This is a genomic window from Sphingopyxis sp. OAS728 (assembly GCF_014873485.1).
Classification (GTDB): Bacteria; Pseudomonadota; Alphaproteobacteria; order Sphingomonadales; family Sphingomonadaceae; genus Sphingopyxis.
Genome location: NZ_JADBDT010000001.1, coordinates 2,242,574 through 2,265,891 on the forward strand (window position 1 = coordinate 2,242,574; position 23,318 = coordinate 2,265,891).

The following is a 23,318-nucleotide window of genomic DNA, read 5'->3' on the forward strand; positions in this document are numbered from 1 at the left end:
CGCCCGTCAGAGCGTCCGGTCGCGCAGTTCGACTTCGAAGACTTCGAGGTGGTCGCCCGCCTTGATGTCGTTGGTGTCCGCCAGCACGACACCGCATTCGAGACCGGCGCGCACTTCGGCAACGTCGTCCTTGAAGCGGCGGAGCGACGAGATCGTCGTGGCCGAGACGATGACGTCGGCGCGCGTGAGACGCGCGTGCAGCCCCTTGCGGATCGAGCCTTCGAGCACGAGCAGGCCTGCGGCCTTGTCGCGCTTGCCAGCCGGGAAAACCTCCTTGACCTCGGCGCGGCCGACGACGGTTTCGACGCGTTCCGGACCCAGCTCGCCCGCCATCTCCTTCGCGATTTCCTCGGTCAGGTGATAGATGACGTCATAATACATGAAGCGCACTTTTTCGCGGTTCGCGATCTCGCGCGCCTTGGCGTTCGGACGAACATTGAAGCCGATGATCGGCGCCTTGGTCGCCGCCGCCAGCGTCACGTCGCTTTCGGTGATCGCACCGGCGCCCGACTGGAGCACGCGGACGCGGATCTCGTCGGTCGACAGGCGGTTCAATGCATTGACGATCGCTTCGACCGAGCCCTGCACGTCGCCCTTCACAATCACCGGGAACTGGATGACGTTCGCCTTGTCGGCGAGCGCCTCGAACATGCCTTCGAGGCTGACCGGGGCCTGGACGGTGCGCTTGCGCGTTGCCTGTTCCTGACGATAGGCCGCGACTTCGCGGGCGCGCGCTTCATTCTCGACGACGGTGAGCGTGTCGCCAGCCATAGGGACGCCGCCCAGACCGAGCACCTCGACCGGCATCGACGGGGTCGCCGATTTGATCTGCTTGCCCTGGTCGTCGATCAGCGCACGAACGCGTCCGCTTTCGGCGCCGCAGACGAAGATGTCGCCGACCTTGAGCGTACCACGACGCACGAGGATCGTCGCGACGGGGCCGCGGCCCTTGTCGAGCTTCGCCTCGATCACCGTGCCTTCGGCGGCGCGATCGGGGTTGGCCTTCAGCTCCATGATCTCGGCCTGCAGCGCGATCGCGTCGAGCAGCTTGTCGAGACCGGTCTTCTTCAGCGCCGAGACTTCGACATTCTGCACGTCGCCGCCCATTTCCTCGACCACCAGCTCGTGCTCGAGCAGGCGTTCGCGGACGCGCTGCGGATTGGCGCCTTCCTTGTCGACCTTGTTGATCGCGACGATGATCGGGACGCCCGCCGCTTTCGCGTGGTTGATCGCCTCGATCGACTGCGGCTTGAGACCGTCGTCGGCCGCCACCACGAGGATGACGATGTCGGTGACGTTCGCGCCGCGCTGGCGCATCGCGGTAAAGGCTTCGTGGCCCGGCGTATCGAGGAAGGTGATGACGCTGCCGTCCTTCGCCTTCACCTGATAGGCGCCGATATGCTGCGTAATGCCGCCGGCTTCGCCCGCCTGCACATTCGCGCCGCGCAGCGCGTCGAGCAGCGAGGTCTTGCCGTGATCGACGTGGCCCATGATCGTGACCACTGGGGGGCGCGGCTTCAGATGTTCGGCATCGTCGATATCCTCGTCGTGACGGATGTCGACATCGCCTTCGCTGACGCGGATGATCTCATGGCCGAATTCGGTGACGAGCAGTTCGGCGGTGTCCTGATCGAGCAGGTCGGTGCTGGCCGACGGGCTGCCCATCTTGAACAACGCCTTGATCAGGTCGTTGGTCTTTTCGGCCATGCGGTTCGCGAGTTCGGCGACCGTGATGCTTTCGGGCACGACGACTTCGCGGACCTGCTTTTCGCGCGGACCCGACGAGGTCATGTGCGAACGCTTTTCCTTTTCACGTGCGCGCTTCAGCGCTGCGAGGCTGCGTGCACGCGCGCCTTCGTCCTCGTTGAGCGCGCGCGTGACGGTCAGCTTGCCCGACTGGCGGCGGCTATCGCCGCCACGGGTCGCCTTCGGCTCGGGGCGCTTGGGTTCGGGGCGCTTCGGCGCCTCAACCGGGGTAAAGCGGCGCGGTGCCGGCGCAGCGCTGGTCGTCGCGGGCCGCGGCGCCGCGGCGGGCACTTCGCCCTGCGGTTCGGCAGCGGCGGCGGGCGTCTCGGCGGCAGGTTCGACCGGAGCGGGCGCAGCCGGTGCGGGCTCGGCGGCCTTCGCCGTCGCCTGCTCGGCGCGCGCTTCGGCACGCGCCTTTTCTTCCTCGGCGGCGCGCGCACGCGCGGCTTCGTCGCGGCGGCGATTATCCTCGAGCGCGTTCATACGCGCTTCCTCGGCCTCGCGCAGCAACTGCGCCTGGCGTTCCTGACGCGACATCAGGCTGTCGTTTTCGCTCGCGCGCGGCGCCGGCTTCGGAGCGGGCGCGGGCGCCGGGGCGGGCGTGGGTGCGGGCGCCGGAGCGGCCTCGACCTCTTCGACCTCGACCGGCGCAGCTTCGCCCGGACGGCCCAGCACGCGGCGACGCTTCACCTCGACCACCACCGTGTTGCGGCGGCCGTGGCTGAATTGCTGCTGCACTTGGCCGGCCTCGACCGTCCGCTTCAGCCCCAACGGCTTGCGGGTAAGGGTCGGCTTGTCCTGTTCGTCGCTCATCTAAACTCTATTTTCCTTCAATTCGCGCCCGAAGCGTCGGAAACCGTATCGGAATCCGTGGACGCCATCTCCTTACCCGCTTTGCGGGAATCCGTGTCGGAAACGCGGTTGGCCGCGTCCCTACTCCATCCGGTGAAAAACTGCCAGCGGCTCAAATGCGCCAGCACCCGGTCGGCGGCGCGGGCGTCGGTGACGCCCAGATGCACCGCATTTTCACGTCCCAATGCCATAGATAGGGACTGCCGGTCCACCGGCAAGATCATTCCTTCGCGGCCAGAGCCTTCGTCATCCTCGCCGACGCGCCACGCCTGTGCGAGTTTCTTGCGGCCATCCTCGCCCGCATCGCTGGCATGAAGGAGCAAGCGAACCTGACCGCGGCGCGCCGCCTGCTCGACTTTCTCGTTCCCACTGATGAGCATACCCGAGCGAGATTCGAGCCCGAGCCGGTCGAGCGTCGCACGCTTCAACTGAGCCTCGATACGTTCGCCGAGGTCGTCGGGGATCGCGATATTGCCTTCGTGCAGCGCGCGCGCGAGCCCGCCCTTGAGCTTGCCCTTTGCCTGCGCAGCCTCGAGCGTCGCGCGATCGACGCCGATCCACGCCCCGCGGCCCGGCGCCTTGCCATGGACATCGGGCGCGATGCTGCCATCGGGGCCGAGTGCCAGACGCACGAGTTGCTCCGCCGGCGAAACCTCGCCGGTTATAACGCAGCGCCGCTCAGGCACATGCTGGCCGCGCCCCTTTGCGCGGTCGGTTTCGGTCAGCTGATCATTGCGCGGGGTCCGCATCGGCGGCCTCCCCGGCTTGCGGCGCTTCGGCTTCCGGCTCGTCGTCGAACCAGTGCGCGCGCGCCGCCATGATGATCTCGTTGCCCTGCTCTTCGGTCAGGCCATATTCGCCCAGCACGCCGCCCTTGTCCTCGGCGCGTTCGCTGCGCGGCGGGCCGCGGCGGTTGTCGGTGCGCTTCTTGGCGATCAGCTCGTCGGTCGCGAGATCGGCGAGGTCGTCGAGCGTCTTGATCCCTGCCTTGCCGAGGATGACGAGCATCGCTTCGGTCAGGTGCGGGATGTCGGCGAGCGCATCTTCGACACCAAGCTCGCGGCGCTGGGCGCGCGACGCTTCTTCGCGGCGCTCGAGGCCTTCGGCGGCACGGCTCTGCAGTTCCTGCGCCAGTTCCTCGTCGAAGCCTTCGATGCTCGCGAGTTCGTCGATGCCGACATAAGCGACTTCTTCGAGTTCGCCGAAGCCTTCGGCGACGAGCAGCTGTGCGAGCGTTTCGTCGACGTCCAGCTCTTCCTGGAACATCGTCGAGCGTTCGACGAATTCGCGCTGGCGCTTTTCGCTCGCGTCGGCCTCGGTCATGATGTCAATCTGGCTGCCGGTCAGCTGGCTGGCGAGACGGACGTTCTGGCCGCGGCGACCGATGGCGAGCGACAGCTGGTCGTCGGGAACGACGACTTCGATGCGGCTGTCATCCTCGTCGATGACGACGCGCTGGACCGTTGCGGGCTGGAGCGCGTTGACGACGAAGGTCGCGGTGTCTTCCGACCAGGGGATGATGTCGATCTTTTCGCCCTGCATTTCCTGCACGACCGCCTGAACGCGGCTGCCCTTCATGCCGACGCACGCGCCGACGGGGTCGATCGAGCCGTCGTAGCTGATCACGCCGATCTTCGCGCGCGAACCCGGGTCGCGGGCGGCCGCCTTGATCTCGATGATGCCGTCGTAGATTTCGGGGACTTCCTGCGCGAACAGCTTCTTCATGAAGTCGGGGTGTGCACGGCTGAGGAAAATCTGCGGGCCGCGGGTTTCGCTGCGTACGGAGAGGATCAGCGCGCGGACGCGATCACCGACGCGCATCAGTTCGCGCGGAATCTGCTGGTCGCGGCGGATGACGCCCTCGGCACGGCCGAGGTTGACGACGATGTGGCCGAATTCGACCGACTTGACGACGCCGGTGATGATCTCGCCCGCGCGATCCTTGAATTCCTGATACTGGCGCTCGCGGTCGGCTTCGCGGACCTTCTGGAAGATCACCTGCTTTGCCGATTGGGCGTCGATGCGGCCAAGGTCGACCGCGGGCAGCGGGTCGACGATGAAGTCGCCGATCTTGGCGTCCTTCTGAAGCTTCTGGCCAGCGGCCAGATCGACCTGCTTGAAATAATCCTCGACCTGCTCGACGACCTCGACGACGCGCCACAAACGGAGGTCGCCGGTCTGCGGGTCGAGCTTCGCACGAATGTCGTTCTCGGCGCCGTAACGCGCGCGCGCGGCGCGCTGGATCGCTTCCTCGATGGCCTCGATGACGATGCCCTTGTCGATCATCTTCTCGCTGGCGACGCTGTTCGCAATCGCGAGGAGTTCGGCCTTGTTGGCGGAAATGGCAGTGGCCATCAGTCCTGTCCTTCTTCTTCCATTTCGTCGGCACCCTCGATCGAGAGCGGGACGGTTGCGGCAATCAATTTGTCGGTGAGAACGAGCTTCGCCGTGTCGATCGCGTCGAACGGCAGCTGATGCTCTTTCTCTTCCTTATCCTGTATCGTCACGACATCACCTTCGATGCCGATCAACACGCCGCTGAAGCGCTGGCGCCCGTCGCGCTTTTCCTTCAGCGCGATCTTCGCCTCATGCCCCGCCCAGTCGGCGAAGTCGGCGCGGCGCGTTAGCGGCCGGTCGATGCCCGGCGACGACACTTCGAGCCGGTAGGCCTGGTCGATCGGGTCCTTGCCCGCTTCCTCGAGCGCGTCGAGCCGGTCCGAGATACGGCGCGACAGGTCGGCGCAGTCGTCGATCGTCAGCTGGCGCGTGTCGGGGCGCTCGGCCATCACCTGCAGCGTCGGATCGCTCTCGCCGCCAAAAAAGGCGACGCGCACGAGCGCAAGGCCCATCGCCTCGGCTTCGGGCGCGATGATCGCATTCAGGACGTCGAGATCGGCCAATGAAAATTCCCAATTCGGATGACCGGAAAGCATGTGCGGATAGCCGCCGCGGCCCGCGGCCCCGACGTCCCAACTGGCTAACCATGTCAAGAAGTAGGCCGCATATAGGCGCGGACGGGTGAGTCGGCAAGGGGGAAAGGCGGCTCAGGGATTGAGCAGCCATCCGGCGACACCTGCGCCGATCACCAGCGCGGGCGCGACCCATTTCCCCTTTAGCAGCATCACCGCTGCAACCGCACCGGCGAAGATGGCCATTCCCGCGACCGGACTCGATACGCGGAGTGCGGTTGCCCAGCCGAGTTGCAACAGCGTCGCCGCGATCACGCCGACCACGGCGGCCGCGACGCCGGCAAGCGCGCGGTGCAGCGCGGGATTTTCGACGATCGCCTCCAGTCGCTCGAAAAAGATCATCGAGAAAGCGAAAGCCGGAAGGAACATCCCCACCGTGATTGCGACCGCGCCGGGAAGCTCCCCCGCGACATATCCGGCGAAGGTCGCAAAGATGACGAGCGGCGCAGGCAGCATACCCGCGAGCGCGACCCCGTCGAGGAAGCTCGCGTCGGACAGCCAGCCACGCCCGACCGTGTCGGTGCGGACATAGGGAATAGCGGTATAAGCGCCGCCGAAGGTCAGCAGCCCGCCTTTCAGCCCGGCGATGAACAGCGCGATAATACCCGCTTCGCTCGCGGCGACATGGGCCTTCACCGTCGGTCCCACGCCCGACATGAGGAAGGCCAGAACGACCGCTGCGAGAAACACTGCCGCCGCGACGACCGGCCGCGCGGCAATGCTGTAGATCGACGCCGCGGCGATCAGCGGAATCCAGAACGGCGCCCCCGCCAGCGTCGCACCGAGCGATGCCGCACCGAGCAGCCATAGCAGCCGGTCTTCGAGAATATGTGTGCAGATCCGCTGTACCGCGCGGAGGATGATCGCAAGCACCGCAATCTGCACCCCGAGGAAGACCGGCACCATCGCCGGATTGCCGACGATCCAATCCTTGTAGAGCCACGCCGCGCCGAGCATCAGGACGAAGCCCGGCAACATGAACCCCAGCCCCGCGAGTAGCCCGCCGATCCGCCCGCGCGCGACCATGCCAAGGTGGACGCAAAGCTCATGCGCCTCCGGCCCCGGCAGGATCTGCATCACCGCGAGCAGGCGATTGAAGCGCGCGGGCGATATCCAGCGCTCCTCCTCGACAAGCGCCTGCTTGACCATCGCGATCTGCGCGACCGGCCCGCCGAACGCGAGGATGCCAAAGCGCAGGAAGCGCAGGAAGAGCTGGAGAAGGGAAAGCCGGGGCGGTGAAGGCTCAAGATTCGTCATGGCAAGCGCGCTCCCTGCCGCAAATGCGGGCTATGGAGCGGAACTTGGACAGCAAGCCGTCTGGACGGGCGTCCGCATTGCCCGTGCCGTGACGAATAGCATGCCGAACGTGCGGGGGAAGAGATTTTAGCTTGGCTGCTGTGAAGTGGGGATGAGATCGGCGGCTACTTCAAAACCGACCTTGCCATTCCTTTTCCATCGGATAGGCAGCAAGCATGTCGTTCGATACCGAAACCGAAGCGCTGGTCCACGACCATATTTTCCTCGGCAAGCGGCACGACCAGAATGCGCGGCGCACCTTGTGGGTCGTCGCGCTGACCGCAGTGATGATGGTCGGCGAGATCGCAGCGGGGATCGCGTTCAACTCGATGGCGCTGCTCGCCGACGGTTTCCACATGGCGACGCATGCGGGGGCGCTCGGCATCGCCGCGATCGCTTATGCCTATGCGAAGCGACACTCGACGAGCGGCCGCTACAGCTTCGGGACCGGCAAGGTCGGCGACCTTGCCGGCTTTGCTTCGGCGCTGGTGCTCGGCATCGTCGCGCTCGGCATCGCGTATGAATCGACGATCCGCCTCGTCAATCCCAGCCCTGTCGAATTCGGTGAGGCGACGATCATCGCGGTGATCGGCCTTGGCGTGAATATCGTCAGCGCCTTGTTGCTCGGTCATGGGCATGACCATTCGCACGATCATGATCACGACCATCACGGCCACGTACACGAGAAAGACAATAATCTCCGCTCGGCCTATCTCCACGTCGTCGCCGACGCGCTAACCTCGGTGCTCGCAATCGCCGCCTTGCTCGGCGGGCGCTATCTCGGCTGGGTGTGGCTCGATCCCGCGATGGGGGTGGTCGGCGCGATCGTTATCGCGGTGTGGGCATGGTCGCTGATGCGCGACACGGGCAAAGTACTGCTCGATGCGACCGACTCCGCGCTCGAGACTGAAATCCGTACACTCGTCGAAGCGCCCGGCGACGCGAAGATCATCGATCTGCACGTCTGGCGTGTCGGGCCCGGCGCGCATTCGGCGATCATCAGCGTTGTCGGCGCAACCCGCGAGGCGATCTGCGCGCGGGTCAAACCGGTCCACGAAATCGAGCATCTTACGGTCGAGATCCGCTGAAGATCAGCCGACGATCTCGACATCGATGTGCGGCCACGCGGCCGCCAGCTTCTCGGCCCAGCGCTCATAAGGCCACGGGATTACCTCTTGGTCGAACCAGAAGAGGCGGTTCCCCTCCATGTCATAGAGATGCACCTCGTCGTCGCTTTCGTCCTGCCGGACGATACGAAGCTTGCCGATACGCGAAGGATGGATGCGGCCTTCGTCGCCGCCGCTCGCCCCGATGCGCCCCTGCCACCAAACAAGCTCGCCCGTCGCTGAATCCACAAAGCTGCCGCGGTTCGGGTTGGCGAGCATGTTGAGCCCCGCCCCGACTGCGACCAGCGCGCCGAGCCCCTGCGCCAGCGGCACCAGCCAAGGCGCGCATTCGCGTCCGTCCTCGCTGCAATTATCGGCCGGGTCGATCGTCGATCCCGCCCAGAAAAACACGAGGCCGAATGCGAGCAGCAGCCACATGCGAAAATCGGTGCGCGCGCTGCGCCGATAGGATGGGAGATCGCCGGTCATACGGTTGATATAAGGCGCGAACCTCAACAGCTGGATAATGACCGATCCGTTGCGAATATCCTGCCCGCCCCATAGGATATCGATCAACGAAGCCGCACCCCGGGAGCTATGACGATGGAAAGTCCGTTGATTGACGCGCTGCTCTGGTTTTCGATCGTTGCGTGCGGGCTGCTTGCCGGGCTCTATTTCACCTTCTCCGCCTTTGCGATGACCGCGCTCGGTCGCATCGAGACGCCCGCGGGCGTCGCCGCGATGAATAGCATTAACCGGGTAATTCAGCGGTCCCTATTCATGCCGCTGTTCGTCGGGTCGAGCCTGTCGAGCCTCACGCTCGCCGTTATCGGCGCGCTGCATCCCGGCGAAGCCTGGGCCTGCGCCGCGTTGGCCGGCGGCTGCATCTATTTCGTCGGCATGTTCGTCGTGACGATGCTCTTCAACGTGCCGCGCAACAATGCGCTCGACGCCAGCGATCCAGCCGCACCCGCAGGTCAGGCCCTCTGGGCACGTTATTGCAGGGAATGGACCGCATGGAACCATGTCCGCACCCTTGCATCCACGGCAGCGATGATCCTGTTTGTGATGGCGCTCGCCGCGCGGTGAAGACCGCCATCGTGGGACGTCGCGGCGACGATGAAACATTTTGTTGGCGTTTCAGCGTATAAGGCAGGCTGAGCCCGCCTGCGCGAATCGCGCGCGACGGCACGACGGAATTTGACACGTATGAAGCCCGAACTGTCCCTGACCGCCCGCTCGACGTGGCGCGATCCGCTGCCGGAAAAGCCCGCGGGGCCGGGGCGTGCCTTTTGGGCGGCGATCGTCGGGGTGGTTGCGGTCGCTTGCCTCGCCTTTCTGCTGACGAGCGGACAATTTCGTGCACCCCGCTTCTTCGGGCCGTACAGCGTCTCGGTGCCGCTCAACTTTCACGCCTATGATCCCGAACGCTGGGCGATCATGAATGCCGAGGATTATGCCGACGCGCTGAAGATTGATCCGACTTTGCCCAATCCCGACAGCGTCGGTTATGGCGACGCTGCGGCATTGCCTCCGACCGACCCCGCGCTGCTGCGCGACGAAGCCTTTGTCGGGCCGCCGGCCAAAAGCTACGTCTTTCGTGGAGTCACCGCGCTCGACCGCGAGCGTGCGCATTACTGCCTGACCGCCGCCATCTATTACGAGGCCGCGTCCGAAACCGACGACGGGATGCGCGGCGTCGCGCAGACGGTGATCAACCGCGTCCGCCACCCGAGCTTTCCGAACACGGTGTGCGGCGTCGTCTTCCAGGGATCGCAGCGCGCGGGCGTGTGCCAGTTCACCTTCAGCTGCGACGGTGCGATGGCACGCACACCCGAACGGCGAAACTGGCTGCGCGCGAGCCGGATCGCGTCGGCGGCGCTCGGCGGCTATGTCTTCCCGAAGGTGGGCCTTGCCACCCATTATCATACGCAGGCGATCTGGCCGCGCTGGGGCAAGAGCCTCGTGATGACCAACATCGTCGGCGCGCATATCTTTCATCGCTGGCGCGGGCGCTGGGGCATGCCCGACGCGTTTCGCGCGCCCTATCCAGGCCGCGAACCGGTGCCCGGCCCTTATCTGCCGCTCGCGCAGCAGCTGGCGATCCTCAAGGGCCAGGGCCTGCCACCCGGTGCCGGGCCCGCGCCAATGCTCACCGGCGCCGCCGCACCGCTTCCCGACACGCCCGCGGCTCCGCTCCCCGGCACGATTGCTCCCGCCACCCCCGTCGCACCGCCGCCGGTTGCCGCGCCAGCCGCACCAACCTACGCTGACCCGCGGCTCAACCAGTCGGGTCAGATCCGCGAAGAATTCCGCGGTAGCGGAGAGTGGAAACAGTGACGCAAACCGCCTAGGCTATCCGCATCATAGCAGGAGGCCATCATGGGACATGTCAAAGGCATCGGCGGGCTGTTTTTCCGGTCGCGCGACCCCGAGGCGCTTGCCGCTTGGTATCGTGAACGGCTGGGCGTCGGCGGTGGATGCAGCGCCGACGAGAGCGTGCCGCCGAACCAATGGGTGTGGAATGTCACCGCAGGTCCGCTCGTCTTCGCGCCGTTCAAGGCCGACACCGACTATTTCGCCTCCGACCGGCAGCATATGCTGAACCTGCGCGTCGACGATCTCGACGCCGTGCTGGTGCCGTTCCGCGAGGCGGGCGACAAGATCATCACCAAGGATGAGTGGGATGATCCCGCAGTCGGCCGCTTTGCGCGCGTGCACGACCCCGAAGGCAACCCCATCGAGCTTTGGGAGCCGCCGAAGGGGTAAGTCGATCGCCCGGTGCCGCCTTCGCCGCTAGGCGAAGATAATTACCGGCCCTGACTGCGCCAGCGCTTGACCACGCGCTCGAGTATCTCGAGCTCGCCGCCGGTTTCGCGCCACAGTTTCGAGAAGAGCGGATCGCTCGACGCCGGCCGCTTGTCCTCGTCGAGCGTGTCGAGATAGACGCGGATCGGGATCGACACGCCTTCGCCGCAGACGATGCATTCGCGGTTACGCAGCGCCGGGATCGAATCGATGAAGCCGCGCGCGCCTTCGGGCATCGCAGCTTTCACGAAATGCTGGTCGCGCTCGTTGTTGAGGCGCATCGAGATGATCGTGCCGCACTGCGACAGCACGCCTTCGGCAAGGTCGGACGGGCGCTGGGTGATGAGGCCCAGCGATACGCCATATTTACGGCCTTCCTTGGCGATGCGTTCGAGGATCTTGCGCACCGCCTGACCCTGCCCGATGTCCTTCGACGGGATGTAGCGGTGCGCCTCTTCGCAGACGAGCAGGATCGGACGCTGCGGCTCGCCGCGTGACCAGATCGCATAGTCGAAGGTCAGTCGCGACAGCACCGCAACGACGACGCCGGTAATATCCGACGGCACCCCCGACACGTCGATGATCGAGATCGGCCGGCCGTCCGACGGCAGGCGGAAAATCTTGCCGAGGAAATTCGCCATGGTGTCGGCGACAAGCATGCCCGAGAACATGAAATTATAGCGCGGGTCGGCGCGCATTTCCTCGATCTTGCCCTTGATGCGCATGAAGGGCGCGGACGAGGTTGCCTTGTCGAGCTTGCCCATCTCGTTCTGCAGAATGTTGAGCAGGTCGGAGAGCAGATAGGGGATCGGCGAATCGACCGTGATCTTGGTCATCCCCTCGGCGAGCCGGTTCTTGGTGCGCGCCTGGAGCAGGCAGCGCGCGAGCACGTCGCAATCGGCTTGGCGGTCGCGACCCTCGGCAGTGACGAACACTTCGCAATGTTCCTCGAAATTCATCAGCCAATAGGGCATTGCGAGGTTGTCGACGTCGAACAGCGCACCCGTCCCCTTGAACGCCGCCGAATATTCGCCGTGCGGGTCGATCATCACGATATGGCCCTGCGGGGCGAGCTCGCAAATCTTGTGGAGGATCAGCGCGGCGCTGGTCGATTTACCCGTACCGGTCGATCCGAGCAGCGCGAAATGCTTGCCCAGCATCGCGTCGACGTAAAGCGAACCGCGAATATCCTTGGTCGGATAGACGGTACCGATTTCGACATGCGCGCGTTCGTCGGCGGCATAAATCTGCTTGAGGTCGGCGCTGGTCGCCGCGAAAACCTGGCTGCCCGGGATCGGGTAGCGGGTAACACCGCGGCGGAAATTGTGAATGCGGCCGGTGATCTTTTCTTCCTCGCCCTCGCCGAGGAAGTCGATCGTCGCGAGGATGAGCCCTTCGCCGCGTTCGTGCAGTTGCTGTTCGCGGATGCTGGCGATCAACCAGATGTTGCCGACGCGGACCTTGACCTGCGCGCCGACCTGTCCGGCCATCGCCACTGCGGAATCGCTGGACGACGACAATTTGCCGACCGCTGCGGCGTCGATGAGGATGCGCGAGGCCGATCCCGAAATATCGACGACTTCGCCGATCAGCAGATCGTCACGATGATGGTTCGCGACCGGCGCCACCGGCGCCGCTACACCCCCGCCGGCAAGCCTGACATGCTGCGCCGCCGTCAAATCACTGGCGCCAAATCCGCCACCTTGCATATCCATGTATCCCGCCCCGCCTTTTAATGGTCCCGGCTCGGTCTATCGCAGACGAGGGTAAATAGGCCGTGAACTTTGCGTCAGCGGCGGCGGAAAATAGCCGAAGCGCCGTAACCGAGAACGAGCGACAGGAATACGGCGGAAAGGCCATAGAGGAAGCCGTGCCGTTGTGCCGCGAGCGCGACGAAACGTTCGAATCCCGCCTTGCGGATCTGGACATCGCGCGAGGCGACCGCGAGCACGCGGCCGCGGCTGATCAGATAGGTTTCGGCGCGGTACGTGCCGACGGGAACGCGCGCCGGCACCGGAATGCGCGCGCGATAGAGCACGCCTTCGGTAATTTCGACCGCGGCGGGGTTTTCGACGAACAGGCCCGAGCGGCGGTAGAGATCGGTCAGCCCCGCCTCGAAACGCTCGAGCTTCCTCGCCTCCGAGAATCCACTCGGCGACATCGACAGATTGGCGAGCCCGAGTTCGAAGATCGCGGCGGTGCGTTCGTCGACCAGCTTGTCGATCGGGCGCGACGAGCCGATCGCGTAAAAGCCCGGCGACGTGCGCAGACGGATGCTGCTGGCATTGACCCAGATGCCGGCAACGCGGCGCTTTTCGCGCAGCACGATCGGCCGCACTGGCCCCTTCAGCACGACGACGATATCGGCGCGGTCGTCGGGAAGGCGCTGGCCGGGATAGAGGATCGCGCCGAACAGCAGCAATTCCTCGCCGGTAAAGCTGTACTGGATGTCGATCGCGCGGCTCGACACGTCGGGCACCAGCCGCGGATCGGCGGCGTGCGCCGTCACGGGCAACAGCAGCGCGGCGAGCGACAGCAGCAAGGCGCGTGGCGCGCTCATTGCACCGTGTAGATTTCTTCGGGGCGGATGAAGAGGTCGACCCCCATGCGCAGCGCGACGAGCAGCACGATCGCCGCGAGCGCCATGCGCAGATATTCGGGCTTCACCTTTTGCGCGAACCGCGCGCCGACTTGCGCCCCGATCACGCTGCCGAGCAGCAGCAGCCCCGCGAGCACGATGTCGACCGCGCCGGTGGTCAGCGCATGGACCATCGTCGTCGCGATCGTTACGAACAATATCTGGAACAGCGATGTGCCGACAACGACCTGCGTCCCCATGCCGAGCAGATAGAGCATCGCGGGCACCATGATGAAGCCGCCGCCGACGCCGAGCAGCATCGTCAGAACGCCCCCTACCATGCCGAGCAGCAGCGGTGCGAGCGGCGAAATATAGAGGCCCGAACGATAGAAACGCCAGCGCATCGGCAGGTTCGCGACCATCGGATGGTGGCGCCGCTTGCGCGCGGGCGCGGGCAATCCCGCCTGCGCGGCGCGATAGCTGCCCCAGGCTTCGCGCCCCATGAACGACCCGACGATACCGAGCAGCGCGACATAGAGGATGTTGATCACCGTATCGATCTGCCCCCATGCGGTGAGCAGTTCGAACAGCCCGGCGCCGATCAGCGAACCCAGCAAGCCGCCCGCGACGAGCACCCAACCCATGCGCAAATCGACGCCGTCGCGTTCGAGATGCGCGAGCACCCCCGACACGCTCGCGCCCGTCACCTGCGTCGCCGCCGATGCTGCGGCGACCGTCGGCGGGATACCGTAAAAGATCAGGAGCGGCGTGGTCAGGAACCCGCCGCCGACCCCGAACATGCCCGACAGAAAGCCGACCCCGCCACCGAGCAGGATGATGACCAGCGCATTGACCGACAGATTGGCGACTGGGAGGTAAAGATCCATGGGCCCCGTTTACGCTCGACGGCGCACGAAACTGCGCCGAGTCCCATGACCCTAGAGCATTTTTACGGGGTGGGGAATCGGCCGCGGGCGCTAAATTTTCGGGAACTCAGAAGTCGCTCGCCAGCGTCAGCGCGAGGCCGCTTTCGGGGCGCGCATCCCCCGCGACGCGCTGGCGCCAGTCGAGCGCGATGCGACTCCCCTCGCCAACCTCGGGCAGACGCAATGTCACCCGCGGTCCGACATCGACGCGCGCCGCGCCGGGCTGCACCGCCCCCGCCGCAAGAGCGCCGAGGCGGAGCGGCGACATGTCGTCGGCGCCGATGCGGCGATCGACCACGATCGCCGCATCGGCAAAGCCGTCGCGCCGCCGTGCGCCGACAACGCCCGCTTGTGCGTAGGCGTCAAGCCGGAACCCTGCGGGCAGCGCAACCTCGGACACGCCCCCGCTGGCCATGATAGCGAGCGCGGTTCGGCCCTCTTTTCCTGCCGCGATACGCTGTTCGATCGCGACATCGACTGGCAGGTGCGCGAGCGGGGCGAAGGCAAGGCCGAACGCGACCTCGCGCTGCTGCGGCCGCTGCACCGCGATCGTCGCGCGGCCGTAGGCGCGCGCGCGACCCGTATCGCCAAAGCCATATCCGAGCCGCAGCCCCGCTTGACTGCCGCCGAGCTGGCTCGCCGCGCCGATCGGTTCGGACGCATTCCCTGATCCCTCGCGCAAATAGAGCCAGCCGGCGAGCGCCCAGCCGCCCAGCTGCCGCTGGATCCAGAACGGCTTGCCCTGCCCCGGGTCCGCGGACGCTGTCGGGGCAAGCGGGAACCAGAGCGGGCCCGCCCCCGCGACAGCCGACCGCGCGAGCCCGCCGGGCGGCGCTGGCAAGAGCCGCGCGAATAGTGCGAGCCGAAGACCGTGGCGGTCCGCGCCCAATCCTGTGGGTTCGGCTTTAGCGGCGGATGGCGTCTTCACCGCTAACGCTGGCATTGCCGTCAAAGCGGGCGACCGGCTTTCGCGCTCCGGTATTGGGGGAATCGGCCGGCCGGCGGGTGTGGTTGGCGAACCGGCAGGGACGGCGTCGGTCGCCGCGAAGGTCGACGGGACCGACCATGGCGAGCTGACAGGATCGGGCGTTGGTGGCGGCGCGAGATCCGATGACATCATGACGCGCACGACGATCCAGCCGCCGACGCACAGGAGCAGGAAACGCAGCGCCGGCGCGTCGCGGCGCGCGTCGATGCGGCGCGCCATCATCGTGCCACCGTCCGCGCAAAGCCGTCGTCGTGTGCAACTTCATTTTCCAGATGCTCGGTCTTGTCCCAAACGACCTCGCCCGATCGCAGCATCCGCAAATAGAGGATGATCGCGCGCCGCGCGGCGAGCATCGCGATCACATTCGCCACAAAGGCGCGCGGCAGCGAAAGCAGCGCGGCGCGAAGGCCGTACCAGCGCGCGGTAAAATGCCCACGCATCGCCATGCGCCAGCACAGCATGACCGCGTTGAAGGCCAAGAGCAGGCGCATGCCATCGCCGACGCTGACCGCATTCCAGCCCAGCAGATGCTGCCCCGCCCAGCCCAACGCCGAGAGCAGCCCCCCGACATAGGCCGCGAGGAGAATGAGCGCGGCGAGCGGCGCGCGGCGGTCGCGCCACAGCATCCAGCGCGCGGTCCAGGCGCGGCTCGCAGCAAGACCGGCGTCAACCCGCCGTGCCCCTGGCCAGCCGAGATGATCCCATCCGGCCAGCGCGATCCCGGCGATCCAGCGCGATTTCTGCCGCACTGCCATTTCGGTGCTACCCGGGAAGGCGCCGCGCGACACGACACGGTCGCCCGCTGGTCCGACGGTGTCGACAAAACGCGTTCCGAGGCCGTAAGCGCCGATCACCATGCCGATCTCATAATCTTCGGTCAGGCTGTCGCAGCGAAACGGCTCGCCGCCGCGCTCGATCGCCAGCAGCGCGAGCGCGGTGCGCGTCAGCGCGCAGCCGACCCCCGCCGAGGGGAGTGGTAGCTCGAGACGCGAGCGCACGACCATTTCCTTGCCATGCGCTTCGGCAAATTCGTCACCATAATGCCCGCCGACCCAGCGCTCGGCGCGTTTGATCAAAGGGACGACGGGGATCTGCACCATCGCATTTTCACCGAGATAGCGGCGATAGAGTGCGAGTTCGCCCGGATGGACATGATCCTCGGCATCGTGAAGGACGATGGCAGAGAAAAGCACGCCCTCGGCGCGCTCATCCTCGCCGAGCGCCGACCACAGCCGGTTGAGATTGTCGCCCTTCGTCGTCGGCCCCTCGCGGCTGCCGATGACAAGCCGCAGCCGAGGGTCGCGCGCGATCAATGGCGACACGGCAAAGAGCGTCGCGGCGTCGTTGGGATAGCAGCCGACATAGAGGCGAAAATCCTCGCCCTCCCACGCGCCGAGCGTCCGCTGCAACATCACGGGAAGAGCATTGGCTTCGTCCCAGGCGGGCACGAACACTGCAAAGCGCCCCTCGACCGGTGGCGCGTTCGGGATGAGCGACGGTCCGCGGCGACGCGTCGCCAGCCACAAGGCATCGAACAGCAAGTCGTCGAGCCCGATCAGCAAGATACCGACCGATGCGAACAGCATCAGTTCGTGGGCCGTGCCAAGCACCAGCCATTCCAGCCATGCGGTCGACAGCTCCACCGTGCTAGCCACGCCCCCACCGATGACCTAATGTCATCCCCGGCGAGAATGCTAGTGAATAGGTCCAATTTGTAAAGATCGCCGCCAGTGCAGAGATAATCGTCAAATTATCTGACGAACCGGGGAAATGAAGCATTATGAATCGCAGTAATCCGCCTCGATCGGCGTTACGTGACTTTCTTGAAAGTGAAAGTGCCGGCGGAGTTCTTCTGATTTTCGCGGCCATTTTGGCGATGATTGTCGCAAATTCATCACTCGGGACATTCTATCACGATGCGATCCACGCCGTGACCGGTCCGATACTGACCGACAAGCTGGGCCCGATGACGGCCCATCTGTGGATCAACGACGGGCTGATGGCGATTTTCTTCCTGCTCGTCGGGCTGGAGATCAAGCGCGAGTTCGTCGACGGGCGCCTCGCGAGTTGGGACCGACGGCGGTTGCCGTTCATCGCCGCGGCTGCGGGCATGGCGGTACCGGCGGCGCTCTATATGGCCTTCGCGGGCGGCGAACCCGGTCTGGCGCAGGGCTGGGCGATCCCCGCGGCGACCGACATCGCTTTTGCAATGGGCGTTCTCGCCCTCCTCGGCAAACGCGCGCCGACGTCGCTCAAGCTGTTCCTCGTCACCGTCGCGATCGTCGACGACATGGGCGCGGTCGCGATCATCGCGCTTTTCTATACGGCGAAGATCAACCTCGCCGCGCTCGGCGCAGCCGCAGTCATTCTCGGCCTGATGTTCGCGATGGGGCGCCTGCGCGTAAAGAGCCTGCCGCTCTACCTGCTGATGTTCGCCTTCCTCTGGTATGCGATGCTACTCTCAGGCGTCCACGCGACGATCGCCGGGGTGCTCGCCGCCATGGCAATCCCGTTCGAACGCACGCCGGGTGCGCCCGATAGCGAGCATTCGCCGCTGCACCGGCTCGAACATGCGCTCCACCCTTGGGTCGCCTTTGCGATCGTGCCCTTGTTCGGCTTCGCCAACGCCGGGGTCGATATCAGCGGGCTGACCGCCGCCCAGCTTTTCGCGCCGCTGCCGCTCGGTATCGCGGCTGGGCTGTTCCTCGGCAAGCAAGTCGGCATTTTTGGCAGCGTCTGGCTGTCGGTCAAACTCGGGATCGCGGGCAAGCTGCGCGGCGCGACCTGGTTACAGGTCTATGGCGTCGCGATGCTTTGCGGGATCGGCTTCACGATGAGCCTGTTCATCGGCGGACTCGCCTTTCCGGGCGACGCGCTGCTGGTCGAGGAGGCGAAGATTGGCATCCTGATGGGCTCGCTCGCCGCCGCGCTCGTCGGCTATGCGGTGCTGCGCTTCGCCCCGCTCCATCCTCAGCATGACGCGATCGAAAGCGAATCGGACGCCGAAATCGTGGCCGACGGCGATGTGCGTGACACCTCCGAAAACCCCGCTATGTCGAGGTGATGCGAAATCTCATTACCCTGTCCTTGATCGCCGCCCTGTCCGGCTGCGCCGCCGGCGAAACCAAACCGCAGCCCAAGGCCAGCGTCGCATCCGTCGATGTGCGCCGCACCGCCGCTTCGACGCAGGCGCTGGACGAGATTGCCGCGAGCTATCTGCGTCTGACACTCGAAATCGGGACGCACGAGCCCGGCTATATCGATGCCTATTACGGCCCGGCCGAGCTGCAAAAGGCGGCCGAAGCGGCGCCGCGCGACAAGGCTGCGCTGCTTGCCGCAACGCGCGAGCTGATGGCGCAGCTCGACCTTACGGCGCGGCGCCTGCCCGATCCGCTCGAACGCCGCCGCGCCGCCTTCCTTCGCGCACAGCTCCGCGCCGCCGAGACGCGGTTGCAGATGATGCAGGGCACGCGCTTCACCTTCGCCGACGAGGCCGAGCGATTGTTCGGGGTGCGGCCGCGCCTCCAACCGCTCGCAAGTTACGACGCCGAACTGGCGAAGATCGAAGCGCTCGTCCCCGGCGAGGGCGCGCTCGCGGACCGCGTCGAGGCCTATCTCGATGCCTTTACTATCCCGAAGGAGCGGCTGCAAAAGACCTTCGACGCCGCGATCGCGCGCTGCCGCGGGCGCAGCATGGCGCATATCCCGATGCCCGAGGGCGAAAGCTTCCGGCTGGAATTCGTCACCGGCAAGAGCTGGAGCGGCTATAATTATTATCACGGCGGCTATCACAGCCTGATCCAGGTCAACACCGACCTGCCGATCCGCCTGTCGCGCGCGCTCGATCTTGGCTGCCACGAGGGCTATCCGGGGCACCATCTGCTCAACATGAAGCTCGAAGAGAAATTGGTGAAGGAGCGCGGCTGGGCCGAGTTCAGTGTCTACCCGCTCTACAGCCCGCAAAGCCTGATCGCCGAGGGCAGCGCCAATTACGGCATCGACCTCGCCTTTCCCGAAAGCAGCAAGGCCGACACCGAGCGCGATGTGCTGATGCCGATCGCCGAGATCGCGGCGCCATCCGACGATCGTTACTGGCAGCTGCTCGCGGCGATCAAGCGCGCGTCGGGCGCGCGGCTGACGATCGCGCAGCAATATCTCGACGGCGCGATCGACCGGCCGACCGCGGTCGCGCTGACGCAGAAATATATGCTCGTCTCGCCGCAGCGCGCCGAGCAGTCGGTGAGCTTCACCGACCAGTATCGCAGCTATGTCATCAACTACGGCCTCGGCGAGACGATGGTGCGCGCCTATGTCGAGCGCGGCAGGCCGAGCCGCGACGAGATGTGGCGGCGGATGGCGAAGATCGTCAGCGAGTCGACCTTGCCTGCGGACCTGCTCGCGCGCTGAGCCGTCAGATATCGACGATGATCTTGCCGAAATGGGCGTTCGCCACCTGATGGCGAAAGGCGTCGGCGAGATTTTCGAGCGGGAAATGCTGGTCGAGGATCGGACGAATAGCATTCGCCTCGACCCCTGCGATCATCGCGAGCTGCTGCGCGCGGCTGCCGACGGTCAGGCCCTGTACGCGCAGATTCTTGCTCATCAGCAGCGCGGTCTTCACCGGCCCGACGATCCCTGTGAGCACGCCGATCAGCGCGACGTGGCCGCCGACGCGCGTCGCGACCATCGACTGGTCGAGCGTCCCTGCGCCGCCGATTTCGACCACCGTATCGACGCCGCGCCCGCCGGTGAGTTCGAGCGCCCTCGCGCCCCACTCCGGGACGTCCTTGTAATTGATCAGTTCATCGGCGCCGAGCGCCTTCAGCCGTTCGAGCTTGGCATCGGACGAGCTGGTCGCGATCACGCGCGCGCCGGCCGCCTTGGCGAATTGGAGCGCGAACACCGACACCCCGCCGCTGCCCTGCACGAGTACGGTCGAGCCCGGCTGGGTGAAGCCATCGACGAACAGCGCGCGCCATGCGGTGAGGCCGGCGCAGGTTAACGTCGCCGCCTCAGCAGCCGACCAACCCGCGGGAGCACGGGTGAACCAATGCTGCGGCGTCACTACCACCTCGCGGGCATAGCCGTCGATGCTGTCGCCCGGCACTTGTGCAAAGGCATGAGGCGGCGGCGCGCCATCGTCCCACAAGGGAAAGAAGAGCGACACGACAGCGTCGCCGACCTTATAGTCGGTGACGCCCTCGCCGACCGCCTCGACCGCCCCGGCGCCGTCGGACATCGGGATACGTCCGTCGGGCGTGGGGATCATGCCCGCAACGACCGCGAAGTCGTGGAAGTTGAGCGACGAGGCGGCCAGCCGCACGCGAATCTCGCCCGGCCCCGGGCTGCCGGGGTCGGGAAGGTCGGTAAGCGTGAGGTTGTCGAGGGAAGCGGGCGCGCGAAGCTGGACCGCCCGCATCACTCGGCCGCCATCGCCATTTCGACGCGCTGCGGGCCGCGGATGACGCCGCCGGGGGTCGGCCCCTGCATTTCGCCATCCTTGAAGGTCACGACGCCCGACTTCACCGTCGCGACATAGCCGTCGGCCTTTTGCAGCAGGCGCTTGCCTCCTGCGGGCAGGTCGAAGGCGAGCCAGGGCTTGCCGAGCTTGATTGCGTCCATGTCGATGACGTTAAGGTCGGCGAGATAGCCTGGCGCGAGCACGCCGCGGTCCTCGAGGCCATAAAGCAACGCCGTATCGCGGCACTGGCGCTTCACCGCATGTTCGAGCGCGATGCGATGGCCTTTGCGGTCGCGCACCCAATGCTGGAGCATGAAGGTCGGCGAGGCGGCGTCGCAGATCGTGCCGCAGTGCGCGCCGCCGTCCGACAGGCTGTTCACCGTATCGTCCGACGCCTGCAGATCCTCGAGGAAATTGAGGTTGCCGTCGCGGTAGTTCAAAATCGGGAAATAGATGAAGCCCTTGCCGTCGTCCTTCATCAGCAGGTCATAGGCATATTCGGACGGCGAGACGCCCGCTGCGGCCGCGCGCGCCATGATGCTCTCGTCCATCTTCGGCTCATAGTTGAAGTCGGGGTCCATTTCGAAATGGACCGGCCAGCCTTCGGCGACGACCTTCAGGAAGTCGAGAATATCGCTTTCGGGCCAGATATTCTCTTCCGAAATCATCCGCGCCTTGAACGCCGGGTCCTTCAGCTTCGCCAGCTGCTCGGCCCACGGCAGGTCGATAATCTCGTTCCATGCGGGCTTGAAGCGGAACGGGTGCACCGTCCCCTGCCACGCCATGATCACGCCGTTACCGCGCAATGCGATCTGCGCGACGATATTCGCGCCCGTCGCATTCTGGCTGCGCATTTCCTCGATCTGCTCTTCGAGCGGCAATTCCTTGGCGATCGACTGGAGCGCGGCGAAGGTCACGGGCAGCCCGGTCTCGCGGCTGAGGTCGCCCATCCACTGAAACTCGTTCCACTCGCGCTTAAGGTCGCTCGCCATTTCGAACACGCCATAACCGACGCGGCCCATCGCGCGGCCGATCGCGATCAGCTCCTCGGCGGTTGCGGTGGTGCCGGGGACGAGTTCGCCGTCGATCGACTTGTGGAGCACGGTACGGCTCGTCGAGAAACCGAGCGCGCCGGCGCGCACGCCTTCCTCGACGATGCGCGACATTTCGGCGATATCCGCCTCGGTCGGGATCGCGCCGGGCTTTTCACGGTCGCCGAGCACATAGGCGCGCACCGCGCCGTGCGGAACGTGGCATGCAACGTCGACGGTGCGCGGCAGCTTTTCGAGCGCGTCCATATATTCGGGAAAGGTTTCCCAGTCCCACGACATGCCCTCGGCGAGCGCGGTGCCGGGGATGTCCTCGACGCCTTCCATCAGCGAAATCAGCCATTCGTGGCGGTCGGGCTTGGCGGGCGCGAAGCCGACGCCGCAATTGCCCATGACGACCGTGGTGACGCCGTGCCAGCTCGACGGCGCCATTTCGGCGTCCCATGTCGCCTGCCCGTCATAATGGGTGTGGACGTCGACGAAGCCGGGAGTGACGATTTTGCCGCTGGCGTCGATTTCTTCACGGCCCGCGCCGAGCTTTTCGCCGACCGCGACGATGCGGTCGCCATCAACCGCGACATCCGCGACAAAGGGCGCTCCGCCCGAACCATCGACGACGGTGCCGCCGCGAATCACCAGATCATGCATGTCCGCTCTCCCAAGCTTTTGGCCATATTTTTAGTTTCACGAAGAAACCTATCATCAAATTTGCGATATGCAAATAAGCGCGCGGCCCCTGCGACAAGGCGCTATGGTGGCGGGACGAAATCATAGGGAGTCGATGCCATGATCCGCCCGCTTACCCTCGCCCTCCTCCTTGCCGTTTCGGCGACGCCGCTCGCCGCCAAGGAGAGTACGGCGTCCAACTACAAGACCGCCCTCGCCGATCCGGCGCGCCCCGCTGCCGACCGGACACGCGACGCGGCGCGCAAACCCGCCGAACTGCTCGCCTTCGCGCAGATCAAACCGGGCCAGAAGGTCGGCGACTATGTGATGGGCGGCGGTTACGTCACCCGTCTGCTCGCCGCCGCGGTCGGGCCATCGGGCAAGGTCTACGCCTTCCAGCCTGCCGAATTCATCGCGTTCAAGAAACAATATGGTGACGATCAGGCCGCGGTCGACGCCGCCTATGACAATGTCGATGCCGTCGCCGGGCCTTTCGCTGCGCCCGCCTATCCCGAACCGCTCGACACGATCATCACGGTGCAGAATTTCCACGACCTGTACCTCAAGCCCTTCCCCGCGGGGACGGGCGACAAAGCAAGCGCGGCATTATTCGCGGCGCTGAAGCCCGGCGGCACGCTGGTCGCGGTCGATCATAGCGCGGCGAAGGGCAGCGGCACGACGCTCTCGGACAGCCTGCACCGCATCGACAAAGACGCGGTGGTGGCCACGCTAACCAAAGCGGGCTTCAAGCTTGAGGCAGAAAGCAAACTCTACAGCCGCCCGGCCGATCCCCGGAGCGCCAATGTCTTCGACGACAAGATCCGCGGCAAGACCGACCAGTTCACGCTACGCTTCCGCAAACCGGGCTGACGC

At 65.7% G+C, this 23,318-nt stretch carries 20 protein-coding genes; 7 read left to right on the plus strand and 13 right to left on the minus strand.

Going from position 1 to position 23,318, the window contains the following annotated elements:
- Window positions 1-6 precede the first annotated feature (6 nt).
- The 5 genes from infB to chrA form a co-directional block, all read right to left on the minus strand.
- Window positions 7-2,559 carry a translation initiation factor IF-2 gene (gene infB, locus GGC65_RS10490; protein WP_192647106.1) on the minus strand — a complete coding sequence of 851 codons (2,553 nt, stop codon included), beginning with the start codon at window positions 2,557-2,559 and terminating at the stop codon, window positions 7-9.
- 17 nt (window positions 2,560-2,576) lie between these two features.
- Window positions 2,577-3,347, minus strand: a complete 771-nt coding sequence (locus GGC65_RS10495) for a DUF448 domain-containing protein (protein ID WP_192647107.1) — start codon at window positions 3,345-3,347, stop codon at window positions 2,577-2,579.
- Window positions 3,328-4,953: a transcription termination factor NusA gene (nusA, locus tag GGC65_RS10500; RefSeq protein WP_192647108.1), complete on the minus strand. Its 1,626-nt coding sequence runs from the start codon at window positions 4,951-4,953 to the stop codon at window positions 3,328-3,330. The genes GGC65_RS10495 and nusA overlap by 20 nt, the downstream gene beginning before the upstream one ends.
- Window positions 4,953-5,498: a ribosome maturation protein RimP gene (gene rimP / locus GGC65_RS10505; RefSeq protein ID WP_192647109.1), complete on the minus strand. Its 546-nt coding sequence runs from the start codon at window positions 5,496-5,498 to the stop codon at window positions 4,953-4,955. The genes nusA and rimP overlap by 1 nt, the downstream gene beginning before the upstream one ends.
- Window positions 5,499-5,642: 144 nt before the next feature.
- Entirely contained in the window at window positions 5,643-6,824 is a 1,182-nt protein-coding gene (gene chrA, locus GGC65_RS10510) for a chromate efflux transporter (protein ID WP_192647110.1), read from the minus strand.
- A 215-nt stretch (window positions 6,825-7,039) separates the two neighbouring features.
- On the opposite strand from chrA, the gene dmeF reads away from it, so the two are divergent.
- Window positions 7,040-7,951, plus strand: a complete 912-nt coding sequence (gene dmeF / locus GGC65_RS10515) for a CDF family Co(II)/Ni(II) efflux transporter DmeF (protein WP_192647111.1) — start codon at window positions 7,040-7,042, stop codon at window positions 7,949-7,951.
- 3 nt (window positions 7,952-7,954) lie between these two features.
- Here dmeF and GGC65_RS10520 read toward each other — a convergent pair whose 3' ends face one another.
- Window positions 7,955-8,458 (minus strand): hypothetical protein, encoded by a 504-nt coding sequence (locus GGC65_RS10520; RefSeq protein WP_192647112.1) that lies wholly within the window; start codon window positions 8,456-8,458, stop codon window positions 7,955-7,957.
- 114 nt (window positions 8,459-8,572) lie between these two features.
- Between GGC65_RS10520 and GGC65_RS10525 the strand changes: the two genes are divergently transcribed.
- The 3 genes from GGC65_RS10525 to GGC65_RS10535 all read left to right on the plus strand — a co-directional run bounded on the left by GGC65_RS10525 (window position 8,573) and on the right by GGC65_RS10535 (window position 10,738).
- On the plus strand, window positions 8,573-9,058 hold the full coding sequence (locus tag GGC65_RS10525; RefSeq protein WP_192647113.1) for a DUF1772 domain-containing protein: 486 nt from the start codon (window positions 8,573-8,575) through the stop codon (window positions 9,056-9,058).
- 120 nt (window positions 9,059-9,178) lie between these two features.
- Window positions 9,179-10,309, plus strand: a complete 1,131-nt coding sequence (locus GGC65_RS10530; RefSeq protein ID WP_192647114.1) for a cell wall hydrolase — start codon at window positions 9,179-9,181, stop codon at window positions 10,307-10,309.
- Window positions 10,310-10,351: 42 nt separating this feature from the next.
- Window positions 10,352-10,738 carry a VOC family protein gene (locus tag GGC65_RS10535; protein ID WP_192647115.1) on the plus strand — a complete coding sequence of 129 codons (387 nt, stop codon included), beginning with the start codon at window positions 10,352-10,354 and terminating at the stop codon, window positions 10,736-10,738.
- A 41-nt stretch (window positions 10,739-10,779) separates the two neighbouring features.
- Here the strand turns inward: GGC65_RS10535 and GGC65_RS10540 are convergent, their stop codons facing one another.
- From GGC65_RS10540 to GGC65_RS10560, 5 genes are all read right to left on the minus strand, one after another.
- Window positions 10,780-12,492: an ATP-binding protein gene (locus tag GGC65_RS10540; RefSeq protein WP_192647116.1), complete on the minus strand. Its 1,713-nt coding sequence runs from the start codon at window positions 12,490-12,492 to the stop codon at window positions 10,780-10,782.
- A gap of 74 nt (window positions 12,493-12,566) precedes the next feature.
- Window positions 12,567-13,337, minus strand: a complete 771-nt coding sequence (locus GGC65_RS10545; RefSeq protein WP_192647117.1) for a TIGR02186 family protein — start codon at window positions 13,335-13,337, stop codon at window positions 12,567-12,569.
- Complete coding sequence (locus tag GGC65_RS10550) at window positions 13,334-14,242, minus strand: sulfite exporter TauE/SafE family protein (protein WP_192647118.1); 909 nt, start codon at window positions 14,240-14,242, stop codon at window positions 13,334-13,336. Before GGC65_RS10550 ends, GGC65_RS10545 begins: the two co-directional genes overlap by 4 nt.
- Before the next feature lie 106 nt (window positions 14,243-14,348).
- Window positions 14,349-15,491 (minus strand): hypothetical protein, encoded by a 1,143-nt coding sequence (locus GGC65_RS10555; protein WP_192647119.1) that lies wholly within the window; start codon window positions 15,489-15,491, stop codon window positions 14,349-14,351.
- Entirely contained in the window at window positions 15,488-16,924 is a 1,437-nt protein-coding gene (locus tag GGC65_RS10560) for a glycosyl transferase family protein (protein ID WP_318780152.1), read from the minus strand. Before GGC65_RS10560 ends, GGC65_RS10555 begins: the two co-directional genes overlap by 4 nt.
- A gap of 125 nt (window positions 16,925-17,049) precedes the next feature.
- Between GGC65_RS10560 and nhaA the strand changes: the two genes are divergently transcribed.
- Both nhaA and GGC65_RS10570 read left to right on the plus strand, forming a co-directional pair.
- Complete coding sequence (nhaA, locus tag GGC65_RS10565; RefSeq protein ID WP_192647120.1) at window positions 17,050-18,333, plus strand: Na+/H+ antiporter NhaA; 1,284 nt, start codon at window positions 17,050-17,052, stop codon at window positions 18,331-18,333.
- Complete coding sequence (locus GGC65_RS10570) at window positions 18,333-19,676, plus strand: hypothetical protein (protein WP_192647121.1); 1,344 nt, start codon at window positions 18,333-18,335, stop codon at window positions 19,674-19,676. The genes nhaA and GGC65_RS10570 overlap by 1 nt, the downstream gene beginning before the upstream one ends.
- A 4-nt stretch (window positions 19,677-19,680) precedes the next feature.
- Here GGC65_RS10570 and GGC65_RS10575 read toward each other — a convergent pair whose 3' ends face one another.
- Entirely contained in the window at window positions 19,681-20,688 is a 1,008-nt protein-coding gene (locus GGC65_RS10575; RefSeq protein WP_192647122.1) for a zinc-dependent alcohol dehydrogenase family protein, read from the minus strand.
- Window positions 20,688-22,427 carry an N-acyl-D-amino-acid deacylase family protein gene (locus tag GGC65_RS10580; protein WP_192647123.1) on the minus strand — a complete coding sequence of 580 codons (1,740 nt, stop codon included), beginning with the start codon at window positions 22,425-22,427 and terminating at the stop codon, window positions 20,688-20,690. The genes GGC65_RS10575 and GGC65_RS10580 overlap by 1 nt, the downstream gene beginning before the upstream one ends.
- Before the next feature lie 138 nt (window positions 22,428-22,565).
- Here GGC65_RS10580 and GGC65_RS10585 point away from each other — a divergent pair, with 138 nt between their 5' ends.
- Complete coding sequence (locus GGC65_RS10585; RefSeq protein ID WP_192647124.1) at window positions 22,566-23,315, plus strand: class I SAM-dependent methyltransferase; 750 nt, start codon at window positions 22,566-22,568, stop codon at window positions 23,313-23,315.
- The last annotated feature ends 3 nt before the right edge of the window (window positions 23,316-23,318 follow it).